At 66.3% G+C, this 19,341-nt stretch carries 13 protein-coding genes and 2 tRNA genes; 11 read left to right on the top strand and 4 right to left on the bottom strand.

The genetic code is table 11. The annotated features are described in order from the left end of the window. Nucleotides 1–111 precede the first annotated feature (111 nt). The 3 genes from nudC to ACIQC0_RS14755 are packed head-to-tail and all read left to right on the top strand — an operon-like array spanning nt 112 to nt 3,923. Nucleotides 112–1,134, top strand: a complete 1,023-nt coding sequence (gene nudC / locus ACIQC0_RS14745; protein ID WP_400536034.1) for an NAD(+) diphosphatase — start codon at nt 112–114, stop codon at nt 1,132–1,134. A 48-nt stretch (nt 1,135–1,182) separates the two neighbouring features. After that, a complete protein-coding gene (locus ACIQC0_RS14750) occupies nt 1,183–3,315 on the top strand; it encodes a UvrD-helicase domain-containing protein (RefSeq protein WP_400536037.1) in 2,133 nt (710 codons plus the stop codon). Continuing rightward, nucleotides 3,312–3,923 (top strand): YgjP-like metallopeptidase domain-containing protein, encoded by a 612-nt coding sequence (locus tag ACIQC0_RS14755; protein WP_400536040.1) that lies wholly within the window; start codon nt 3,312–3,314, stop codon nt 3,921–3,923. The genes ACIQC0_RS14750 and ACIQC0_RS14755 overlap by 4 nt, the downstream gene beginning before the upstream one ends. Before the next feature lie 36 nt (nt 3,924–3,959). On the opposite strand, the gene ACIQC0_RS14760 is transcribed toward ACIQC0_RS14755, so the two are convergent. Next, on the bottom strand, nt 3,960–5,348 hold the full coding sequence (locus ACIQC0_RS14760; RefSeq protein WP_377214835.1) for a zinc-dependent metalloprotease: 1,389 nt from the start codon (nt 5,346–5,348) through the stop codon (nt 3,960–3,962). Between the two features lie 170 nt (nt 5,349–5,518). Here ACIQC0_RS14760 and ACIQC0_RS14765 point away from each other — a divergent pair, with 170 nt between their 5' ends. The 5 genes from ACIQC0_RS14765 to ACIQC0_RS14785 all read left to right on the top strand — a co-directional run bounded on the left by ACIQC0_RS14765 (nt 5,519) and on the right by ACIQC0_RS14785 (nt 11,091). After that, entirely contained in the window at nt 5,519–6,580 is a 1,062-nt protein-coding gene (locus ACIQC0_RS14765) for a PDZ domain-containing protein (RefSeq protein ID WP_400536144.1), read from the top strand. Nucleotides 6,581–6,649: 69 nt separating this feature from the next. Next, nucleotides 6,650–9,598, top strand: coding sequence for a UPF0182 family protein (locus ACIQC0_RS14770; protein ID WP_400536044.1), 2,949 nt, complete (start codon nt 6,650–6,652; stop codon nt 9,596–9,598). 125 nt (nt 9,599–9,723) lie between these two features. After that, a tRNA-Met gene (locus tag ACIQC0_RS14775) sits at nt 9,724–9,797 on the top strand. Between the two features lie 147 nt (nt 9,798–9,944). Next, nucleotides 9,945–10,018 (top strand) — tRNA-Met (locus tag ACIQC0_RS14780). A gap of 140 nt (nt 10,019–10,158) precedes the next feature. Next, nucleotides 10,159–11,091 carry a cytochrome b/b6 domain-containing protein gene (locus ACIQC0_RS14785; RefSeq protein ID WP_400536047.1) on the top strand — a complete coding sequence of 311 codons (933 nt, stop codon included), beginning with the start codon at nt 10,159–10,161 and terminating at the stop codon, nt 11,089–11,091. Nucleotides 11,092–11,139: 48 nt separating this feature from the next. Here the strand turns inward: ACIQC0_RS14785 and ACIQC0_RS14790 are convergent, their stop codons facing one another. The 3 genes from ACIQC0_RS14790 to ACIQC0_RS14800 form a co-directional block, all read right to left on the bottom strand. Further along, a complete protein-coding gene (locus ACIQC0_RS14790; protein ID WP_400536050.1) occupies nt 11,140–12,552 on the bottom strand; it encodes a cryptochrome/photolyase family protein in 1,413 nt (470 codons plus the stop codon). 113 nt (nt 12,553–12,665) lie between these two features. Then, a complete protein-coding gene (locus tag ACIQC0_RS14795) occupies nt 12,666–13,454 on the bottom strand; it encodes a PspA/IM30 family protein (protein ID WP_377214839.1) in 789 nt (262 codons plus the stop codon). Between the two features lie 76 nt (nt 13,455–13,530). Next, a complete protein-coding gene (locus ACIQC0_RS14800; RefSeq protein ID WP_377214840.1) occupies nt 13,531–15,564 on the bottom strand; it encodes a TPM domain-containing protein in 2,034 nt (677 codons plus the stop codon). 288 nt (nt 15,565–15,852) lie between these two features. On the opposite strand from ACIQC0_RS14800, the gene ACIQC0_RS14805 reads away from it, so the two are divergent. The 3 genes from ACIQC0_RS14805 to ACIQC0_RS14815 all read left to right on the top strand — a co-directional run bounded on the left by ACIQC0_RS14805 (nt 15,853) and on the right by ACIQC0_RS14815 (nt 19,339). Next, nucleotides 15,853–17,322 (top strand): S1C family serine protease, encoded by a 1,470-nt coding sequence (locus ACIQC0_RS14805; protein WP_400536054.1) that lies wholly within the window; start codon nt 15,853–15,855, stop codon nt 17,320–17,322. 260 nt (nt 17,323–17,582) lie between these two features. Next, nucleotides 17,583–18,374 carry an electron transfer flavoprotein subunit beta/FixA family protein gene (locus ACIQC0_RS14810; protein WP_400536057.1) on the top strand — a complete coding sequence of 264 codons (792 nt, stop codon included), beginning with the start codon at nt 17,583–17,585 and terminating at the stop codon, nt 18,372–18,374. Between the two features lie 14 nt (nt 18,375–18,388). Then, the gene (locus tag ACIQC0_RS14815) at nt 18,389–19,339 is read left to right on the top strand and encodes an electron transfer flavoprotein subunit alpha/FixB family protein (RefSeq protein ID WP_400536060.1); all 951 of its coding nucleotides are present in this window, start codon (nt 18,389–18,391) and stop codon (nt 19,337–19,339) included. The last annotated feature ends 2 nt before the right edge of the window (nt 19,340–19,341 follow it).

The following is a 19,341-nucleotide window of genomic DNA, read 5'->3' on the forward strand; positions in this document are numbered from 1 at the left end:
GCCAAGAAGCCGGTGTGGCGGCGGCGAGTCTCCAGATACGTGCAAATGTCACGGGCCGGGCTCCCGCGGCCGAGAATGTCAATTGTCGGCGCCAGTCAGTACGGTGGATCCATGAGCCACGCGGAGTCTGTTGCACCGGCCCGCCGGGATAACCCGGCGCGGCTCCCCGCCAACCACCTGATGGACACGGTGCTGCCGGTCCCGCCCGCACTCGTGGACCGCGGTTCCGCCGTCCGCACCCGGCCCGGGATGGTGGCCGAACTGCTGGAGGACCACAGCACGCTGGCCATGGTCCTCGGCGACCGGGAAGGGCTCGTCCGCGACGGCGCCCTGTTCCTCACCGGCGCCAGAGAGCTCCGCGAACGCCTGGCCAGCGCCGGGAGCGAACCAAGCCTGGTCGTCTACCTCGGGGCTGCCCTCGCAGGATCGGACCTGCCGCCCGGCACCCAGCTCCTCTTGTTCGTCCTGCCCACGCCCCCAGCCCCCGGCACGGCAGGAATCCCGGCTGACTGTGCGTGGCAGGGCTTCCGCGAGGTCGCTGCCGGCCTCAGCGCCACCCACACCGCGCTCTTCATCGAAGCAAGCGCCATTGCCAACTGGCATGCCGGGCACACCCACTGCCCGCGCTGCGGCGCGCCCACCCGGGTGGAGGCCGGCGGCTGGATCCGGCGCTGCCCGGCGGATTCCACGGAGCACTACCCGCGGACGGATCCAGCCATCATCGTCACTGTGGTCGGCCCGGACGGCAGGGTACTTTTGGGCGGTGGAGGTCCGGTGGACGCCCGCAACTACTCCACACTGGCCGGTTTCGTAGAGCCGGGGGAGTCCCTGGAACAGGCGGTAGTGCGGGAGATCTTCGAGGAAGTGGGAGTCAAGGTCACCGCATGCCAGTACCTTGGCTCGCAGTCTTGGCCTTTCCCCGCCTCGCTTATGCTTGGATTTACCGCCGTGACGGAAGACTCGGAAGCAACGCCCGACGGCGTGGAGGTCACCAGGGCGCGCTGGTTCAGCCGCGAGGCACTCCAGGAAGCCATCCTGGCCGGTGAAATCACCATACCGGGACGGCTTTCCATCGCCCGGGCACTGATCGAACACTGGTTCGGCGGAACCATCCAGGACCGCGCCGGGGCTTAGCGGCCCTGCCGGGTCCCGGCACGGCACTCGAGACAAAGAACAGCAGAAGTGACTCCAGAACATTTTGACGGTGCAGCATCCTTGGAGGACCGGATCCTTGGGGGCCTGGACGCGGAACAGCGCGAAGTCGCCAGTAGCCTCAATGGGCCGTTGTGTGTGCTGGCCGGAGCCGGGACAGGCAAAACGCGGGCCATCACGCACCGGATCGCCTACGGGGTCCACTCAGGTGTCTACACTCCGCAGCGACTGCTGGCCGTAACTTTCACCGCCCGTGCGGCGGCCGAAATGCGCAGCCGCCTCCGTGACCTGGGCGCCGGCAATGTTCAGGCCAGGACCTTCCACGCAGCAGCGCTGCGGCAGCTTCAGTTCTTCTGGCCGCAGGCCGTGGGCGGCACCCTGCCGCACCTGTTGGACCACAAGGCCCAGCTGCTGGCCGAGGCCGCCCGCCGGCTCCGGCTCAGCACGGACCGGGCGTCCATCCGCGACCTCGCATCGGAGATCGAGTGGGCGAAGGTCTCGATGCTCACCCCTGCCAATTACCTGGAAAACGCGCAAGGACGCGGGACGCCCGGAGGGTTCGACCTCACCGCGGTGGCCCGGGTGTTCCAGTCCTATGAGGACGTCAAAACAGACCGGAATGTCATCGACTTCGAGGACGTCCTGCTCATCACCGTCGGCATCCTGCAGGAGGACGAAAAGGTTGCCGCCACGGTACGCGAGCAGTACCGGCATTTTGTCGTGGACGAATACCAGGACGTGTCTCCGCTGCAGCAGCGGCTGCTGGAACTCTGGCTGGGCGGCCGGGACGAACTGTGCGTGGTAGGCGATGCCAGCCAGACCATCTACTCCTTCACCGGGGCGTCACCGAAGCACCTGCTGGGCTTCAAGGCGCGGTACCCGCAGGCCAACGTCGTCAAACTCATCCGCGACTACCGGTCCACCCCGCAGGTGGTTAGGCTCGCCAACGACCTGCTGGCCGCGCGCCGGAGCGGCGGTCCCGCTGCGGACGCCGCGTGGGCCCCGCCGCTCCAACTGGTGGCACAGCGGCCCGCCGGTCCCATGCCGGGCTTCGTCGAATGCACAGACGATGAGGCGGAGGCCGCCACCGTTGCGGAAAGAATCAGGCAGCTCCTCGACGCCGGCACCCCCGCCAGCGAGGTGGCCATCCTCTTCCGCACCAACGGACAGTCGGAAGCCTACGAACAGGCCCTCGCAGCCGCGGGCATCGGCTACCAGCTGCGCGGCGGCGAACGGTTCTTCGCCCGCAAAGAGGTCCGCGACGCGATCCTCCAGTTGCGCGCCGCCACCCGTGCCGTGGCACCAGACGCTGCGGAGCCGTTGGGGCAGCTGGTACGGGACATAGTCTCGTCCCTTGGTTATACGGAGGCGGCCCCGCACAGCGGCGGGGCGCTGCGGGAGCGGTGGGAGTCCCTGGCAGCCCTCGTGGCGCTTGCCGATGAGCTCGTCCAGGCCCGCGGAGCCGGTTTCGGCCTTGCGGACTTCGTGAACGAGCTCCAGGAACGCTCACTGGCCCAGCATGCCCCCACGGTCCAAGGCGTAACGCTGGCTTCGCTGCACGCCGCCAAGGGCCTGGAATGGGACGCCGTGTTCCTGGTGGGCCTCAGCGAAGGGCTGATGCCCATCTCCTTTGCCGATACCCCCGAGGCTGTGGACGAGGAACGCCGCCTGCTCTACGTCGGCATCACCCGAGCGCGCGAACACCTGTCGCTCTCCTGGTCAACCGCCCGCACGCCGGGCGGGCGGGCCAACCGGAAACCCTCCCGCTTCCTCGATGGTCTTCGGCCGGACTCCGTGGCGGGCTCCGGCACCCGGGGGAGGGCCGCCGTCGTCCGCCGGAAAGCTGCTGCTCCCGCCGTCTGCCGCGTCTGCGGGAGCATGTTGGCCACGGGAGCGGAACGCAAGGTGGGCAGGTGCAATAATTGCCCGCCCAGCTATGAGGAACAGACTTTCGATGCACTGCGGAGCTGGCGCCTGGAAGTAGCGCAGGCCGCGGACGTGCCCGCCTTCGTGGTGTTCACTGATGCGACGCTCACGGCTATCGCCGAGGCCCGGCCCGCAGCGCTGGAGGAGCTCGCCGCCCTGCCCGGCGTAGGTCCGTCCAAGCTCGAACGCTACGGCGAAGACGTCCTGCGGGTGCTCGCGGAAAGCCAGGTCCTGTGAGCAGCGGCCGGGCACGCCAGGCGCTTGCCCCGGGTACTCCAACTGTGCTCACCACCCCGGACGGTTCCCCGGTCGAAGTGCGCCGGTCCGCCCGGCGCACCCGCACCGTGGCTGCTTTCTGGGAAAACGGCACCGCCGTGGTAGCCATCCCCGCGCGCTTCTCCGCGGCCCAGGAAGCCGAGTGGGTGCACCGGATGTTGGCCAAGCTGCAGCGGCAGGGGGAGAAGCGCGCTGCCGGCGGCCGCCGCCGTCCCGCCAGCGACGGTGCGCTGGCGGAGCACGCTGCCGCGCTTTCGGCGCGCTACCTCGAGGGCCGCGCCGTGCCGTCCTCCGTCAGGTGGGTGGGCAACCAAAACTCCCGCTGGGGTTCGGCGACACCGGCGGACGGAACTATCAGGCTTTCGGACAAGCTGCGGCCCATGCCGCAGTGGGTCATCGACTACGTGCTGCTCCACGAGTTGGCCCACCTGCTGGTCCCTTCGCACAATGCCGCATTTTGGCGGCTCCTGCAGGCATATCCGGAAACGCAGCGGGCCAAGGCGTTCCTGGAAGGCGTCGCGTTTGCCACGTCCAGGTCTTTGCCTGAATCGCCCGGCGCCTGCCAGTAGGACGGCAGGCGCCGGGCGGTTGCCGGTGGACCCAGGCTACTTATCGTCTGAGCCGGGTGCTTCGCCGGAGTCCGGCGCGTCGTCGAAGCCGCCGTCCAGCAGCTTCTGCAGGGCGTCGTCCACCTCGCTGTCGCTGGCTTCGGCGAGCTTGCGGCGGCTGCTGAAGCCGCGGGGATCGTCCAGGTCTTCGGCTGTTGGCAACAGGTCCGGATGGTGCCAGATGGCGTCCCGGCCCTCGATGCCGCGCTCTTCCTTGAGCGTCGCCCAGAGCGTGGCGGCGTCCCGGAGGCGGCGCGGCCGCAGTTCCAGCCCCACCAGGGAGGCGAAGGCCTGCTCGGCCGGGCCGCCCGTGGCGCGGCGGCGGCGGACCGTTTCGCGGAGCGCTGCGGCGGAGGGGAGGACATTCTCCGTGGCGGCGGCCGTGAGCTCGTCCACCCAGCCTTCCACCAGGGCGAGGGCCGTCTCCAGCTTCTCCAGGGCCTGGTCCTGGGCCGGTGTGCGCTGGGGCATGAAGACGCCCTGCGAGAGTGCTTCCTGGATGCCTTCGGGATTTCCGGGGTCAAGGTCCCTGGCCAGTTCCTCGATGCGCGTGGTGTCGATGTGGATGCCCCGGGCGTAGGCTTCGATGGCGCCCAGAAGGTGGCTGCGGAGCCAGGGAACCTGCACGAAGAGCCGTGCATGGGCGGCTTCGCGGACGGCCAGGAACAGCCGGATGTCGTTTTCCGGCAGGGACAGCCCTTCGCCGAAGGCCGCCACGTTGGTAGGCAGGAGGGCCATCTCCAGGTCCACCAGCGGCACACCGATGTCGGTAGAGCTCACGACGTCCGTGGACAGCGCCCCGATCGCCTGGCCAAGCTGCATGCCAAAGATTGCTCCGCCCATGTTCTGCAGCATGGAGGATGCGCCGCCCATCATGGACTTCATCTCCTCAGGCATCTGCTCCGTCATCGCTGAGGACAGTGCGTTGGCGATGCTGTTGGCCACGGGCTCGGTAAGCCGCTTCCACGTGCCCAGGGTGGCCTCGACCCACTCGGCGCGCGACCACGCGTGTCCGATCAGCCCCGTCCCGGGCAGGTCAGTCACCGGATCGAGCCACAGCTCCGCGAGCCGCAGCGCCTCGTCCACCTCACGCGACTGCTGGGCGGTCACGGACGGGTCGGCACTGCCTGCCGCCACGCGGCGGGCGTTCTCATGCGCCAGGGTCCAGTTCACCGGACCCTCCGAGGGGGCGCTCATCATGGCCTGGACCTGGGAAAACATCTGCGCCAGGAGGTTGGGATCGTTTGGCAGGCCCGCGGCCTTGGCCAGCTCGGCCGGGTCGAAGTTCTCCATCCCCTTGCCGCCCATCAGGTTCTGCAGCATCTCGGCCAGTGGATCCTTGGGCGTGTCATCGCCGTTGGACGAATTAAGTGGATTGGAGGTCATGGTCCTGCCGATCGTCGGTGTGACTGTTGATCAACCTTCACGGTACCCCCGCCGCAGGCGGCTGTCTGCCGCCCTGCGGCACCGTTCGCTGTGGGCAAAGACAGCCGTCCGGTGCCAGCGCGTACTCTTGGTGGGTGACGTTGATAGCCGAACCCAGGGACAGTGAATCCATGGACAGGGAGCCCGGGGACAGGAAAGTGTCCGTCATGATGCTGGCGGGCATGACCGCACTCGGACTGGGGATAGCGGTCGGTACCGTTCCGGTGGCGTACGTCGTCGAATCGCCGGGTCCCACCTACAACACCCTGGGCAGCGTCAACGGTGCCCCCGTCATCAGCGTCACGGGCCGGCAGGCCTACCCTGCCAACGGGAACCTGGACCTCACCACGGTGTATGTCGACGGCGGCCCCAACAGTCCGGTGAGCATCCTCGGTGCGTTCTCGGCCTGGCTGGATCCGGCCAAGAGCGTCCACCCGGTGGAACTGCTGTATCCCACGGGCACTACCAAGGAGGAGGCCGAGGAACAGAGCTCCATGGCGATGGCTTCCTCCCAGGAAAACGCTGTTGCGTCGGCGCTGAACGAGCTGGATATCCCCTTCGGCCAAAAGCTCCAGGCCGCTGAGATCCCCGAGGGTTCCGCCTCGGCGGGCAAGATCCTCCCGGGGGATGTCTTTGCCTCCATCAACGGGAAGCCGGTGACGGCGCTGTCCGTCATCCAGCAGGAACTCGCGGCCGGCGCCGGAGCCCCCGCCACCGTCGTGGTGGACCGGGACGGGAAACCGGTCACCGTGAGAATCACCCCGCAGGAAGTGGAGGGCCGGCACATCCTCGGGGTCATGCTCAAATACCTGTTTACGTTCCCCCTGGACGTGACGATTTCGCTGGAGAAGGTGGGCGGACCAAGTGCCGGCCTCATGTTTTCGCTGGGCATCATCGACACCATCACGCCCGGGGACCTGACCGGTGGCCGGCACATCGCCGGCACCGGGACCATCTCTCCTGACGGCCAGGTTGGCCCCATCGGCGGAATCCGGCAGAAAATGCAGGGCGCACGCGAGGCGGGTGCCACCCTGTTCCTGGCTCCCGCCGAGAACTGCGGGGAAGTGGTGGACCATGTTCCTGATGGCCTGCAGGTGGTCCGCGTGGAGACCCTGGCGGAGGCGCGCTCCGCAGTTGAACGCGGAGGTAACGGCCTGGACACGGCCGCCCTTCCCGCCTGCGCAAGCAACTAGACTGGCAGGAACCAAGCATTCCTGACCAGCAGCTATGAGGTATCGAGTTTGTCCCGTCCTGCCAGCCCCATGCCCACCGGAAGACCCCCCTCCTCACGCGGGACCCTGACACCCACACTGGTGGTTGTTGCCCTGGTTGTGGTGGGTTTCATCTTCTTCGCCAATGTCTGGACGGATGTGCTCTGGTACCGCCAGCTCGGCTTCATCGAAGTCTTCATCACGGAAAACCTCTCCCGCGCGGGCATCTTCGCCGGCGGGTTTGCGACCATGTTCCTGGCCGTCTACTTCGCCATCCGGATCGCCTACAATGCCCGCCCGGTCTACGCACCGGACTCGGAAATCCGCGACAACCTCAACCGGTACCAGGCCCAGCTTGAACCCGTTCGCCGCGTGGTCATGGTGGGGCTGCCGGTCCTGTTCGGGCTCTTCGCGGGCAGTGCCGCCGCCAGCCAGTGGCAGAAGGTACTGCTCTTCTTCAACCAGGAGCCTTTCGGCCAGGCCGATCCTGAGTTCGGACTGGACATCAGCTTCTACGTGATGACCCTGCCATTCCTTGGATTCATTACCGGTTTCCTGCTCAGCGTGGTGGTCATCGCCGGCATCGCAGGAATCCTGACCCACTACCTTTACGGCAGCATCCGGCTTATGGAGCGGGGCGTCTTCACCAGCCGCGCTGCCCAGATCCACATCGCGGTCACTGGCGCGGCCTTCCTGGTGCTGCTCGGCATCAACTTCTGGCTGGACCGCTACGCGGCGCTGCAGGGCAATAACGGCCGCTGGGCGGGTGCGTTGTACACCGATGTCAATGCGGTGATCCCTACCAAAGCCATCCTTGCCGTGGCCGCGGTGCTGGTGGCCATCCTGTTTGTCGTGGCGGCAGTTATCGGCCGCTGGCGGCTGCCGATGATCGGCACGGCCATGCTGGTGATCACCTCCATCCTGGCCGGCGGCGTATACCCGTGGGTCATCCAGCAGTTCCAGGTGCGTCCGTCCGAGGAAACGCTGGAGAAGCAGTTTATCCAGCGCAACATCGACAACACCCGCAAAGCGTACGGCCTCGACACCATCCAGGTTGACCGCTACGACGCCACCAACACCGCCACGACAGGTGCGCTGGCCCCGGATGCCCAGACCACAGCCAACATCCGCCTCCTGGACCCCAACCTGATCTCTGACGCGTTTTCGCAGCTCGAACAGTACCGGCCGTACTACCAGTTCCCTGAGGCCCTGAATGTGGACCGCTACGAAGTGGACGGCAAGATCCAGGACACCGTGATCGCGGTCCGTGAACTGAATCCGGACAACGTGGCCACGAACCAGCAGGGCTGGCTGAACGAGCACGTGGTGTACACCCACGGCTATGGCGTGGTGGCGGCCAAGGGCAACAAGTTCACCGTGGATGGCAAGCCCGAATTCCTCCAGTCCGGCATCCCCTCCACGGGTGTGCTGGGGGATGACTCGACGTACGAACCGCGCATCTACTTCGGCGAGTTCTCCCCGGACTACTCGATCGTCGGCGCCCCGGAGGGTGCGCCAAAGCGTGAGCAGGACCGTCCGTCGGGGGAGGGTGAAACCCAGTACACCTTCCAGGGCGACGGCGGACCAAACGTCGGCACCTTCTTCAACAAGGTGCTCTATGCCATCAAGTTCCAGTCCTCGGACCTGCTGCTCTCGGACGGTGTGAACCCGGAGTCGCAGATCCTGTACGACCGCAACCCGCGAGAACGCGTGGAGAAGGTTGCCCCGTACCTCACGGTGGACGGTAACGCCTATCCGGCGGTGGTGGACGGCCGTGTGAAGTGGATCGTGGACGGCTACACCACGACCCAGTTCTACCCGTACTCGCAGCAGCAGCAGCTTTCGGACGCTACCGCGGACTCCCAGACCACCTCGGGACGCGCCGTGGCACTTCCCAACAGCACGGTCAACTACATCCGCAACTCGGTGAAGGCCACGGTGGATGCCTACGACGGCAGCGTCACCCTGTACGCCTGGGATGACCAGGATCCGCTGCTGAAGTCCTGGCAGAAGGTGTTCCCTGCTTCCCTGAAGCCATATTCGGAGATGTCCGGGGCTGTCATGAGCCACGTCCGGTACCCCGAGGACCTCTTCAAGGTCCAGCGGGAACTGCTGGGCCGCTACCACGTAACGGATCCCTCCAGCTTCTACAAGACGAACGACGCCTGGAGCGTTCCTGCCGATCCCACGGTGGACACCGACGTGAAGCAGCCGCCGTTCTATATGTCGCTGCAGATGCCGGACCAGGATAAGCCGGCGTTCCAGCTGACGTCCTCGTACATTCCGCAGATCGTCAACGGCACAGCGCGCAACGTCCTCTACGGCTTCCTGGCTGCCGATTCGGATGCCGGAAATGAGGCCGGAGTGAAGGCCGAGAGCTATGGCAAGCTCCGGCTCCTGCAGATCCCGCCGGAAATCCAGGTCCCCGGTCCGGGCCAGGCGCAGAACAAGTTCAACTCCGATCCCACCGTGTCCCAGGCGCTGAACCTGCTGCGCCAGGGTGCCTCGGACGTGCTCAGCGGCAACCTGCTGACCCTTCCCGTGGGGGGCGGCATTCTGTACGTGCAGCCGGTGTACCTGAAGTCCACGGGTGAAACGTCTTACCCCACGCTCCAGCGCGTCCTGGTGGCATTTGGTGACAAGGTCGGTTTCGCGCCCACGCTGGACGCTGCACTCAAGCAGTTGTTCGGCGGAGACTCGGGGGCGGCTGCCGGCGACTCGGACAACAACGGCCAGGCGCCCGCGGATCCCGTCCCCGGGGCGCCGGCGGCGGATGCCAAGGCTGAGCTGAAGGCAGCGCTGGACGAAGCCAACAAGGCCATCAAGGATGGACAGGCGGCCCTGGCCGCAGCCGATTTTGCGGCCTACGGCGAGGCGCAGAAGAAGCTGGCGGCAGCACTGCAGAAGGCGGTCAGTGCTGAGGCGAAGATCCCGGCGGCTGCTCCGGAAGCTCCGGCACCCACCGCCGAGCCGACGCCGTCGCCCACTGAAGGGAATTAAGGACGACGGCGGCGCCCGGCGCCTGCTCCCACGCGGAGCGGGTGCCGGGGCGCGGCTGGCGAGACGGACATCACGGCCTCCCGATTTGGCCTCGTGTTCACCTCCCGGTAAAGTAGTTCTTGCGACGCGGGGTGGAGCAGTTCGGTAGCTCGCTGGGCTCATAACCCAGAGGTCACAGGTTCAAATCCTGTCCCCGCAACTGGATGGAAGGTCCGGATACTGGAAACGGTATCCGGACTTTTCTGTTTCCGGGGGGCAGGCCCGATGATTGTGGCTGTGTGGTCCCCTGCCCCGAAATCCATGTGGTGAACGTGACCGCCAAAGTAGGGTAGTGTTGATCAAGCGACGCGGGGTGGAGCAGTTCGGTAGCTCGCTGGGCTCATAACCCAGAGGTCACAGGTTCAAATCCTGTCCCCGCAACTATGCAAAAGCCTCGACCGGTACAGCCGGCCGGGGCTTTTTGTTGGCCGGATATACTTGCGGTTCCTAGTATTCTCTTTCGCGGAGCCTCACGCGTCCGTGAGCACTTGGCCAGTCATTCTCGAGAGGAATGTTGTTCGATGTCCACACCCACGAAGAAGCCCGGCAGCGCGGCCGGCCAGAGGTCGAAACTTGTCTGGGCCGTACCCGCGGTCCTGGCGGCGCTGGTGGTCCTGGTTCTCCTGGCCAAACTCCTTATGGGCCTGGGCCCGGTGGCCTCGTTCGTGGCAGAATATCCGGGCCACTCGAAACTGCCGGAAGGGGCGCCTGTCGGCTTCCCGGCGTGGCTGGCATGGCAGCACTTCCTCAATGCTTTCTTCCTGCTCCTGATCATCCGCAGCGGCTGGCAAGTCCGGACCACCACCAAGCCCAGCGGGCACTGGACACGCAACAACAAGGGCCTTATCCGGACCCGGAATGCGCCCACCAAGATCACCCTGGAGCTTTGGTTCCACCTGACACTCGACGCGTTGTGGATCCTCAACGGCCTGGTGTTCGCAGTGCTGCTCTTCGCCACCGGGCAGTGGATGCGGATCGTCCCCACCAGTTGGGATGTCTTCCCCAACGCCCTTTCGGCGGCGCTGCAGTATGCCTCGCTTAACTGGCCTACGGAAAACGGCTGGGTCAACTACAACGCACTCCAGCTCCTGGCGTACTTCGCCACCGTGTTCCTCGCTGCGCCGCTGGCCTTCATTACCGGCCTGCGGATGTCCGGGGCGTGGCCCAAGAAGGCGGTGGCCCTGAACAGGGCCTTCCCCATCGAATGGGCCCGTGCCGTGCATTTTCCCGTCATGGTCTATTTCGTTGCCTTCATTGCCGTCCATGTATTCCTGGTCCTGGCAACCGGCTTCCTGCGTAACCTGAACCACATGTACGGTGTCCGGGATTCCACCGACTGGTTCGGGTTCTGGGTGTTCGTGGCCTCAGTTGTGGTGATGGCCGCCGCTTGGTTCCTGGCCCGCCCGCTGTTCCTGCGGCCCATAGCGTCCCTCATGGGCAAGGTCAGCCGCTGAATCTGCACCCACCGCACTGAGACCTTCCGGCTGTGACCGGCCAGGGCCTCAGCCGTCCTTGAGCCGCTGGTAGGCGTCCAGGGCGCGCTGACGCGACACGGAAAGGTCCACGAGGGGAGCCGGGTATCCTGCGGTGCCGGACTTCCATGGTTCGTGGATTGCCTTGGGGTCCATGTGTTTCAGCTCCGGGAGGTACCTGCGCAGGTAGGTTCCGGCGGCATCGAATTTCCGGCTCTGGGTCACCGGGTTGAAAATCCGGAAGTACGGCGAGGCGTCGGCGCCCGATCCGGCCACCCACTGCCAGTTTGCCGGGTTGCTGGCGGCGTCGGCGTCCACGAGCGTGTCCCAGAACCAGGCCTCGCCCGTGCGCCAGTCCGCCAGCAGGTTCTTCACCAGAAATGAGGCGGCCGCCATCCTGACCCGGTTGTGCATCCAGCCGGTGGTCCACAGCTGGCGCATGCCGGCGTCGACCAGCGGATACCCCGTCGTGCCCTGCTGCCAAGCCCCGAGTTCCTCCGGACCCGGATGGTTCCATTCAAACCGGTCGAATTCGGCGCGGTAGTTCCGGGTAGCGAGATCCGGATTCGCGTAGAGCAGGTGCCAGCAAAATTCCCGCCAGCCAAGTTCGGAACGGAAGATCCCGACGTCGGCCGGTACCTGCCGGGGGAACCGGCGGCTGATTTCCCGCCATACCCGAAACGGGCTGACCTCGCCGAAACGGAGGTGCGGTGAGAGCCTGCTGGTCCCTTCGACACCGGGAAGGTTTCGCCCGGTTCCGTATTCTTCCGCCGGGCCGGCCAGGAAATCCTCAAGCCGTTGCCGCGCGCCGTCTTCTCCCGGGGACCACTCCGCTGCAAGGCCGCCGCTCCAGTCCGGGGAGGAGGGCAGCAGGTCCCAAGTCCCCAGGTCATCACCGGCGCCGGCGCCCGCCGGGGGAGCGGGCAGCGCGGACGGGGCAGGCAACGGTTCACGGACGCCGTCCGCTGCCAGGCAGGCGCGCCAGAACGGGGTGAAGACCTTGTACGGGCCGCCTGTTCCCGTCCGGATGGTCCACGGCTCGAAGAGGAGGTTGGCCTGCAGGCTGGCCGCGGCCAGGCCGTGCTCCACGGCCCAGGTCTTGATGGCGGCGTCGACGGCGCGTTCGGGCAGCCCGTACCGGCGGTTCCAGAACAGGTGGGTCGCTCCTGTGGCTGCCGCAACTTGCGGCACGACTGCCCCGGCGGGCCCGCGGCGGAGGAGCAGGCGCGATCCGGCGGCCTCCAGTGATGCCCCGAGGGCGGCCAACGAGTGGTGCAGCCACCAGCGCGCGGCGCCGCCCAGCGGGCGTATCCCGTCCGATTCTTCGTCGAGGACAAAGAGCACCGTCACGGGATTGCCCAGCCCGGCGGCCTGCGCCAGTGCCGGGTTGTCATCGAGGCGGAGGTCGTCGCGCAGCCAGACGAGGGAACCTGAGGAGGGCATGGCTCCACGCTACACACCAGGGCTAGGGGAAGCGGCACACAAAGGAACCGTGGGCCCGGAAGGACATGCCTTCCGGGCCCACGGTTCCCATTGCCCCAGAGGGCATGTTCGTGTCAGAGCTTGTCGTAGTCCTCTTCGTCCACGGTGGAGCCGGTGCCGGACGTGGTGGAAGCCCCGAGGGCCGGTGCAGCGTTTCCGGATTTGAGGGCCGCCAGGCGTGCCTCGATCTCCACCTGCTCCCCAAGGTCCTCAAGCTGGTTGAACTGCGCGTCCAGGCTGGAAGCTGCGAGCTCCTGCTGGCCGCGGACCTTTGCTTCCTCGCGCCGGATCTTTTCTTCGAACCGGCCCACCTCGCTGGTGGGGTCCATGATGTCGATGCTCTTGATGGCGTCGTGCACCTGGGACTGGGCAGCTGCGGTCTTGGACCGGGCTACCAGCTCGTTGCGCTTGCTGGTCAGCTGGTTCAGCTTGCCCTTCATCTGTTCCAGGCCGGTCTTCAGCTTCTCCACCACTTCACGCTGGGAGGCGATGGATGGCTCTGCGCCCTTGGCCTCATTCTCGGCTGCCAGCTGTCGCTGCAGCGCCACCTTGGCGAGGTTGTCGAACTTTTCGGCATCAGCGATGTTGCCGCCGGAACGGAATTCATCAGCTTTGCGTGAGGCGGCCAAGGCTTTGTTGCCCCAGTCACGGGCGTTGCGGACATCCTCGTTGTAGTCGTCCTCGAGCATGCGCAGGTTTCCGATGGTCTGTGCGACGGCTGACTCGGCCTCGGCAATGTTGTTGGTGTAGTCGCGGACCATCTGGTCCAGCATTTTCTGCGGATCCTCTGCGTTGTCCAGCAACGTGTTGATGTTTGCTTTCGCCAGCTGTGCGATGCGGCCGAAAATGGACTGCTTAACCATGGTGATACCTTTCATCCTGCTCCGTGTCGAACTTTCAAAAGTGTTGTGCTGGTCCAGCCGCTGGACGATCCGGCAGCTAGAAGCTGCCGGAATCCCCGCCGCCAAAATCTCCGCCGCCGAAACCGCCGCCGCCGAAGTCCCCGCCGCCCCAGCCGCCGCCGTCTCCATGGCCCCCGCCCCAGCCGCTGCCGCCCCCGTTGAGGATGGAATTGATGAGGATCCCGCCCAGGATGGCGCCGCCCAGTCCGCCGCCGCCGCCACCGCCAAACATGCCGCCGCGGCCGTAGCCCTGCTGTGCATATCCGCCGAAGTGGTCCACGTCCGCCTGCGCCAGCTGGGCTGCCTGCGCTGCTAGCCCGTGGGCCTGCTGGGCGTAGGTGAGTGCGGTCACCGGGTCCTGCCGGGAGATGGACAGTGCGTAGTCGAGGTTTCGCTGGGCCTCTGCCAGCCGGGTGCGGGCCTCGGTGCCCACCCCGCCGCGGCGGGCGCCGATGTAGTCCGACGTAGCACTGATCTGCGCCTGGGCGGACATGATGGTCTGCTGGAGGGAAGCCTGGGCGCGCCGGGTCTGTTCCTCCTGGTCCCGGATCCCGCCCAGTGCCTGGTCCAGGGATTGGTGGGCTGCCTCGACGCGTTCCAGGGTCTTGATGGGGTCGATCTTGCCGCCCTGGATTTCGGTCTTGACCTGGGCCAGCGCTGCTTCCACCCCGGCAACCGGGCCGGCTAGTTCCGGATGGGAACCTGCCTGGAGGATGGCCCGTGCCTGTGCCAGGTCCTGCGAGGTGTCCACTACGGCGCTGTCCACGCCGCTGCGGGCCTTGTCCAGGTGTGTGGCCACTCTGGCGATGGCGTCGAGCAGCACATTGGTCTGGTGCAGGCTTTCTTCCGCGGCACGGACCGCCACGGCTGCGAGGCTCGGCTCGCCGTCGGCAAGTTTTTGGCCTGCCGTCTCCGCAGCGTTCTGTACGAACGCCAGGCGTTCCTTGGCCTGCAGGATGTTGTCGGAAACCTGCACCAAAGCGCTGTCCGCGTACTTGCTGCGAAGGGCGCTGAGGGTCTGCTCTGCACTGGTGATCTTCGCGCCCGCTTCGCTGGCACCGGACTGCACTGTGGCCAGGGCCTGCGGCGCGTTCTTCTCCAGTTCACGCAACGCATCGAAGTCCGCCTTCTGCTCCTGCAGGGAGGCGAGGGCTGCTTCGGACCGCCGGATGATTTCGGTGAGCCAGGTGCGCTGCTGTTCTTCGGTATCCGGAATGTGGTCGTCCAGCTGCTGCTGGAGCTTGAACGACTCGGTCATGTGGGCTTTGGCCTCGTTAAGCGCCTTGGTGAAGTTTCCGGTGGCGGCGTCCCCGTACTGCGCCTGTGCGAAGCCAAGCTCGTGCTCGCTGGAAGTAATGGCGTCGTCTGCCTCCACCAGCAATGAACCGCTCTTCTTGCGGAGATCCGGGATGCTGAGTCCTGCCAGCGGGTCAGCTGGTGCCTGCTGGGCCCGGGACGCCTCTGCAGCCTGCGTCCTTCGGCGCTTGTTGCGGAAGTAGAGGTAGGCGGCCGCTCCGCCAGCGGCCACCACGCCGGTTCCCACCAACACCGCGGCGCCGGCGCCATCACCGGATGGGACGGAGCCGCTGCCGCCACCGGCGGCGTCACCAATGGCGGCCGCAGTGTCGATGGCCGCCTGGGCGTAGTCCTTCTTGCCGCCGGCCAAGTTGGCCACCACCGCGTTCTGCGTGATGTTGGTCCGCTTGGAGTAGATGGGGCTGGCCGAGTTGGGAGCAAAGTAGTAACGGCCCTCAGTGGCGATGGCCAGGATAACGTCAGCCGTTCCCATGCCCTTCTGCTTGGCAACCGCGGAACCCCAGGCCGCGGGGTCCGACGGATTTTCGAACGAGTCAACCGTTACCACGTACAGGTTGTACTTGTGGTCCGCCAGGAGCTTTTGGACGGCCTCCTGGACTTCGCCCTTGCGCGCGCCCAGGACATTGGCCTTGTCCACGACGTTGGTGCCGGACGGGATCTCCACGGGATCTTCGGCGTGCGCCGCGCCGGCCGGCAAGGCCAGGAGCGCAACGACGCCCATCACAGCGAGGAAATTCTTGAACTTTGACCGCATGTGCAAACCCTTCAGCACGCTTCACGCTGATTCGGGCCGAATCAGGCTCCCGGAATGCAGCAGCGCCCCCAAGCGTCAAAGGTGAAGCCGCAGGTCGCTGTGGCAATTCATGTTGATTCTATGGTGCACCGAAGGCACCGTCCATCGGGCTGGATATGCCACCAGCGAAACGCCGGAGCAGCGCCGCCGGATACCGGACACTCCTTCAGCAAGCTCTCAGCAAACATCCGAACTTGTTCCAGCCGGGGGGTCCATAGTTAAGTGCAGACGAGGATGAAAGGAAGTCCCATGACTGAGAACCATACGCCCGGTGGAGCGCCCGAGGGCGGCCGCGGGGAGGACCGGACGGCGGGGCAGCCAGCGGACCAGCATCCCACCCGGCGCATGGAACAGCCTTATGGGCAGCAGCCCACGCAGGAAATCCCGGCTGCCGGCCGCCCGGATTATCCGCGGCACCAGCCTTTCTACGGGCAGCCAGCCCATTTCTCCGGCGAGCAGGGCCAGCATGGTCCGCAGCACGGAGGAGGTTATGTACCCGACCCCAAGGATGCGCCGCGGCGCAAGGCGAGCTTCGGCGTCGGGACTCTTGTGGCGAGCATCCTCGCGGCCGGCCTGGTGGGCGGCGGAGTGGCCACGGTGGGCTCGGCAGAGCTGTTCGGCAATGCGGGACAATCCTCGGCCGGGGGCAGCAGTCAGCCCGGAACCGTCATCGTCAACAACCAGGACGAAGTGAACGCCATTACGGCAGCGGCCGTGAAGGCCACACCGAGCGTTGTCACCATCAGCGCTTCCAGCGGCAGCGCAGGCGGCACCGGCTCGGGTATCGTGCTCGACGACCAGGGACATATCCTGACCAACACCCACGTGGTCACCCTGGACGGCCAGACGGCCAACGCCTCCCTGGAAGTCCGGACCAGCGAAGGGCGCGTCGTCACGGCCAAGCTGGTGGGAACCGACCCGCTGTCGGATCTCGCTGTGATCAAGGTCGAGGACTCCTCCGGTCTGACCCCCGCCACGCTGGGCGACTCAGGCAAACTCAACGTGGGCGACACCGCCATTGCGATCGGCTCGCCGCTGGGCCTGACAGGCACCGTGACTGACGGAATCGTCTCCACGCTCAACCGGACCATCAGCGTTGCTTCTTCCGCAGCGCCCGAGGAAGGGGACAACGCAGAAGACGACGAGGGCGGCTTCCAGTTCGCGCCCCCGGGCGGCGGGCAGGGCAGGCCGTCGTCCGGCCAAGGGTCCATCTCCATCAATGTCATCCAGACCGATGCGGCCATCAACCCCGGCAATTCGGGAGGTGCCCTGGTCAACACCAAGGGCGAGGTCATCGGCGTCAACGTGGCCATCGCCTCCGCCGGATCCGAGGCATCCTCAACGAGCGGAAACATCGGAGTGGGCTTCAGTATCCCCATCAACCACGCCAAGCGTGTTGCTCAGGAGATTATCGACACCGGCAAGGCTTCGCACGGCCAACTGGGTGTCAGCGTGAAGGGCAAGACCGCCTCGGGCTCGAACTCGGGCTTCTCCGTCGGGGCCGACGTGGCCAGCGTGGAGCCGGGCTCCGCCGCCGACAAAGCAGGAATCCGGACCGGCGACGTGATCACGCGGTTCAACGATCTCTCCATCGGCGAACCCAACCAGCTGACCGCCGCTGTGCGGGAACAGGCCCCGGGCACCAAGGTGGACATCACCGTCCTGCGCAACGGCCAGGAGCGGACGCTGGAGGTCATCCTCGGTGAGGCGGCAAGCTAACCGGCCTGCACCATCCCCTGGCCCCGGGAGACGAGGGGCGGACGACGGCGGGGTCCCCACCTGGGTGGGGGCCCCGCCGTCGTCCGTTGCCGGGCCGCTGCAAGTGCCGCTGACACGGGGGTTAACGGAAGGGGGCACCCGCACGGGCCTATATGGTTAGCTAGGAGCTACCCGTACGCCGGGCGTTTCCGCGGCCATGACCTTACCCGGCTGGCTGACCACAAGCATGGAAGGCTGCTGTAAATACAGTGGAAGAGACATTGAAAATCATCGTCCTGGTCAAGCATGTCCCGGACGCCCAGTTCGACCGGCACCTCAACGGGGAGGGCTTCACCGCGGACCGCAGTGAAAGCATCCTGTCTGAACTCGACGAGTACGCTCTGGAGGCAGCACTGCAGCTCGCCGAAGCCCGCGGTGGCAGCAAGGCGGGCAACCAGGTCATTGCCCTGAGCATGGGTCCCGCCGGAGCCGTGAACGCTGTCAAGAAATCCCTGCAGATGGGTGCCACCGAAGGCGTCCACCTCAGTGACGACGCGCTGGCCGGCTCGGATGCCGCCGCCACGTCCCTGGCGCTCGCAGCAGCAGTGCGGCACCTCGGCCAGCCGGACCTGATCATCACCGGCATGGCGTCCACCGACGGCGAGACGTCCCTGGTTCCGGCGCAGCTCGCCGAACGCCTCGGCCTGCCGCAGGTGACCTTCGCGTCCTCGCTGGACGTGGACGGCGGCCGCCTCACCGCGCGCCGTGACGCGGACACCTTTTCGGAAACCGTCGAAGCACCGCTGCCGGCAGTCGTGTCCGTGACGGACCAGATCAACGAACCCCGCTACCCCAACTTCAAGGGCATCATCGCCGCCAAGCGCAAGAGCATCACCACGCTGTCTTTGGCGGACATCGGTCTGGACACAGGCCAGGTAGGCCGCAGCGGCTCCTGGACCACGGTAGCCAACGCTGTGGAGCGCCCTCCGCGCACCGCAGGCACCATCATCACGGACGAAGGCGACGCCGGCATCAAGCTGGTCGACTTCCTGGCCGCCCAGAAGCTGCTCTAGTAGGGATCACTGACATGGCAAACGTACTCGTATTCATTGACAACCCCGGTGCCTCGCTGAAGAAGGCCCATCTGGAGCTGCTCACACTGGCCCGTACCCTGGGTTCAAGCACGGTAGCCGTCAACGGTGATCTGACCGAGGCAGCCACCGCCACCCTGGCCGAATACGGCGCCACTGCGGTGCTGCGGCCCTCCTCTGCAGACCTCGACGACTTCCTGGTGGCACCCAAGGCGGCATTCCTGGCCGCCGCAGTCGAAAGCGCCGGCGCCGGCATCGTCCTCCTGGACAACTCTCCGGAAGGCAAGGAAATTGCAGCCCGGCTCGGGATCCGGCTGAACGCCGGCGTGATCACCGACGTCGTGGCAGTGGACCCTGACGGCACCGCGCACAAGTCGGTCCTGGCCGGTTCGTACAACACAACCTGCAAAGCCACTACGCCCGTCACCGTCCTTACGGTCAAGGCCAACAATGTCACCCCGGAGCCGGCGCCTGCGGCGGCCCCGGCCGTCTCCACCGTAGAGGTTCCGGCGGACGCAGCAGCAAGGGCAGCCCGCATCACCGGGCGCGAACAAAAAGTGGCCAGCGGCCGCCCGGACCTGACCGACGCCCGCATTGTGGTGGCCGGCGGGCGTGGCCTTGACGGCGACTTCGGACCGGTGGAAGAGCTTGCGGACGCCCTGGGCGCAGCCGTGGGCGCTTCCCGCGCAGCCACCGACGCCGGCTGGATCAGCCACGACGCGCAGGTGGGGCAGACGGGTAAGACCGTTTCGCCGCAGCTCTACATCTCCGCGGGCATCTCCGGAGCTATCCAGCAGAAAGCGGGCATGCAGACCTCCAAGGTGATCGTCGCGATCAACAAGGACGCCGACTCGCCCGTGTTCGAAATTGCAGACTTCGGCATCGTGGGCGACCTTTTCGACGTCCTGCCGCAGGCCACCGCTGAGATCAAGAAGCGAAAAGGCTGATT

The sequence above is a fragment of the Pseudarthrobacter sp. NPDC092419 genome (assembly GCF_044755045.1).
Lineage (GTDB): Bacteria > Actinomycetota > Actinomycetes > Actinomycetales > Micrococcaceae > Arthrobacter.

What these genes read in the sequence shown, in the direction of transcription:
- ACIQC0_RS14765 (WP_400536144.1), top strand. Translation starts at nt 5,519, where the DNA reads ATGGACAGGGAGCCCGGGGACAGGAAAGTGTCCGTCATGATGCTGGCG.
- nudC (WP_400536034.1), top strand. Translation starts at nt 112, where the DNA reads ATGAGCCACGCGGAGTCTGTTGCACCGGCCCGCCGGGATAACCCGGCG.
- ACIQC0_RS14800 (WP_377214840.1), bottom strand. Translation starts at nt 15,564, where the DNA reads ATGCGGTCAAAGTTCAAGAATTTCCTCGCTGTGATGGGCGTCGTTGCG.
- ACIQC0_RS14770 (WP_400536044.1), top strand. Translation starts at nt 6,650, where the DNA reads ATGCCCACCGGAAGACCCCCCTCCTCACGCGGGACCCTGACACCCACA.
- ACIQC0_RS14795 (WP_377214839.1), bottom strand. Translation starts at nt 13,454, where the DNA reads ATGGTTAAGCAGTCCATTTTCGGCCGCATCGCACAGCTGGCGAAAGCA.
- ACIQC0_RS14790 (WP_400536050.1), bottom strand. Translation starts at nt 12,552, where the DNA reads ATGCCCTCCTCAGGTTCCCTCGTCTGGCTGCGCGACGACCTCCGCCTC.
- ACIQC0_RS14785 (WP_400536047.1), top strand. Translation starts at nt 10,159, where the DNA reads ATGTCCACACCCACGAAGAAGCCCGGCAGCGCGGCCGGCCAGAGGTCG.
- ACIQC0_RS14805 (WP_400536054.1), top strand. Translation starts at nt 15,853, where the DNA reads ATGACTGAGAACCATACGCCCGGTGGAGCGCCCGAGGGCGGCCGCGGG.
- ACIQC0_RS14815 (WP_400536060.1), top strand. Translation starts at nt 18,389, where the DNA reads ATGGCAAACGTACTCGTATTCATTGACAACCCCGGTGCCTCGCTGAAG.
- ACIQC0_RS14760 (WP_377214835.1), bottom strand. Translation starts at nt 5,348, where the DNA reads ATGACCTCCAATCCACTTAATTCGTCCAACGGCGATGACACGCCCAAG.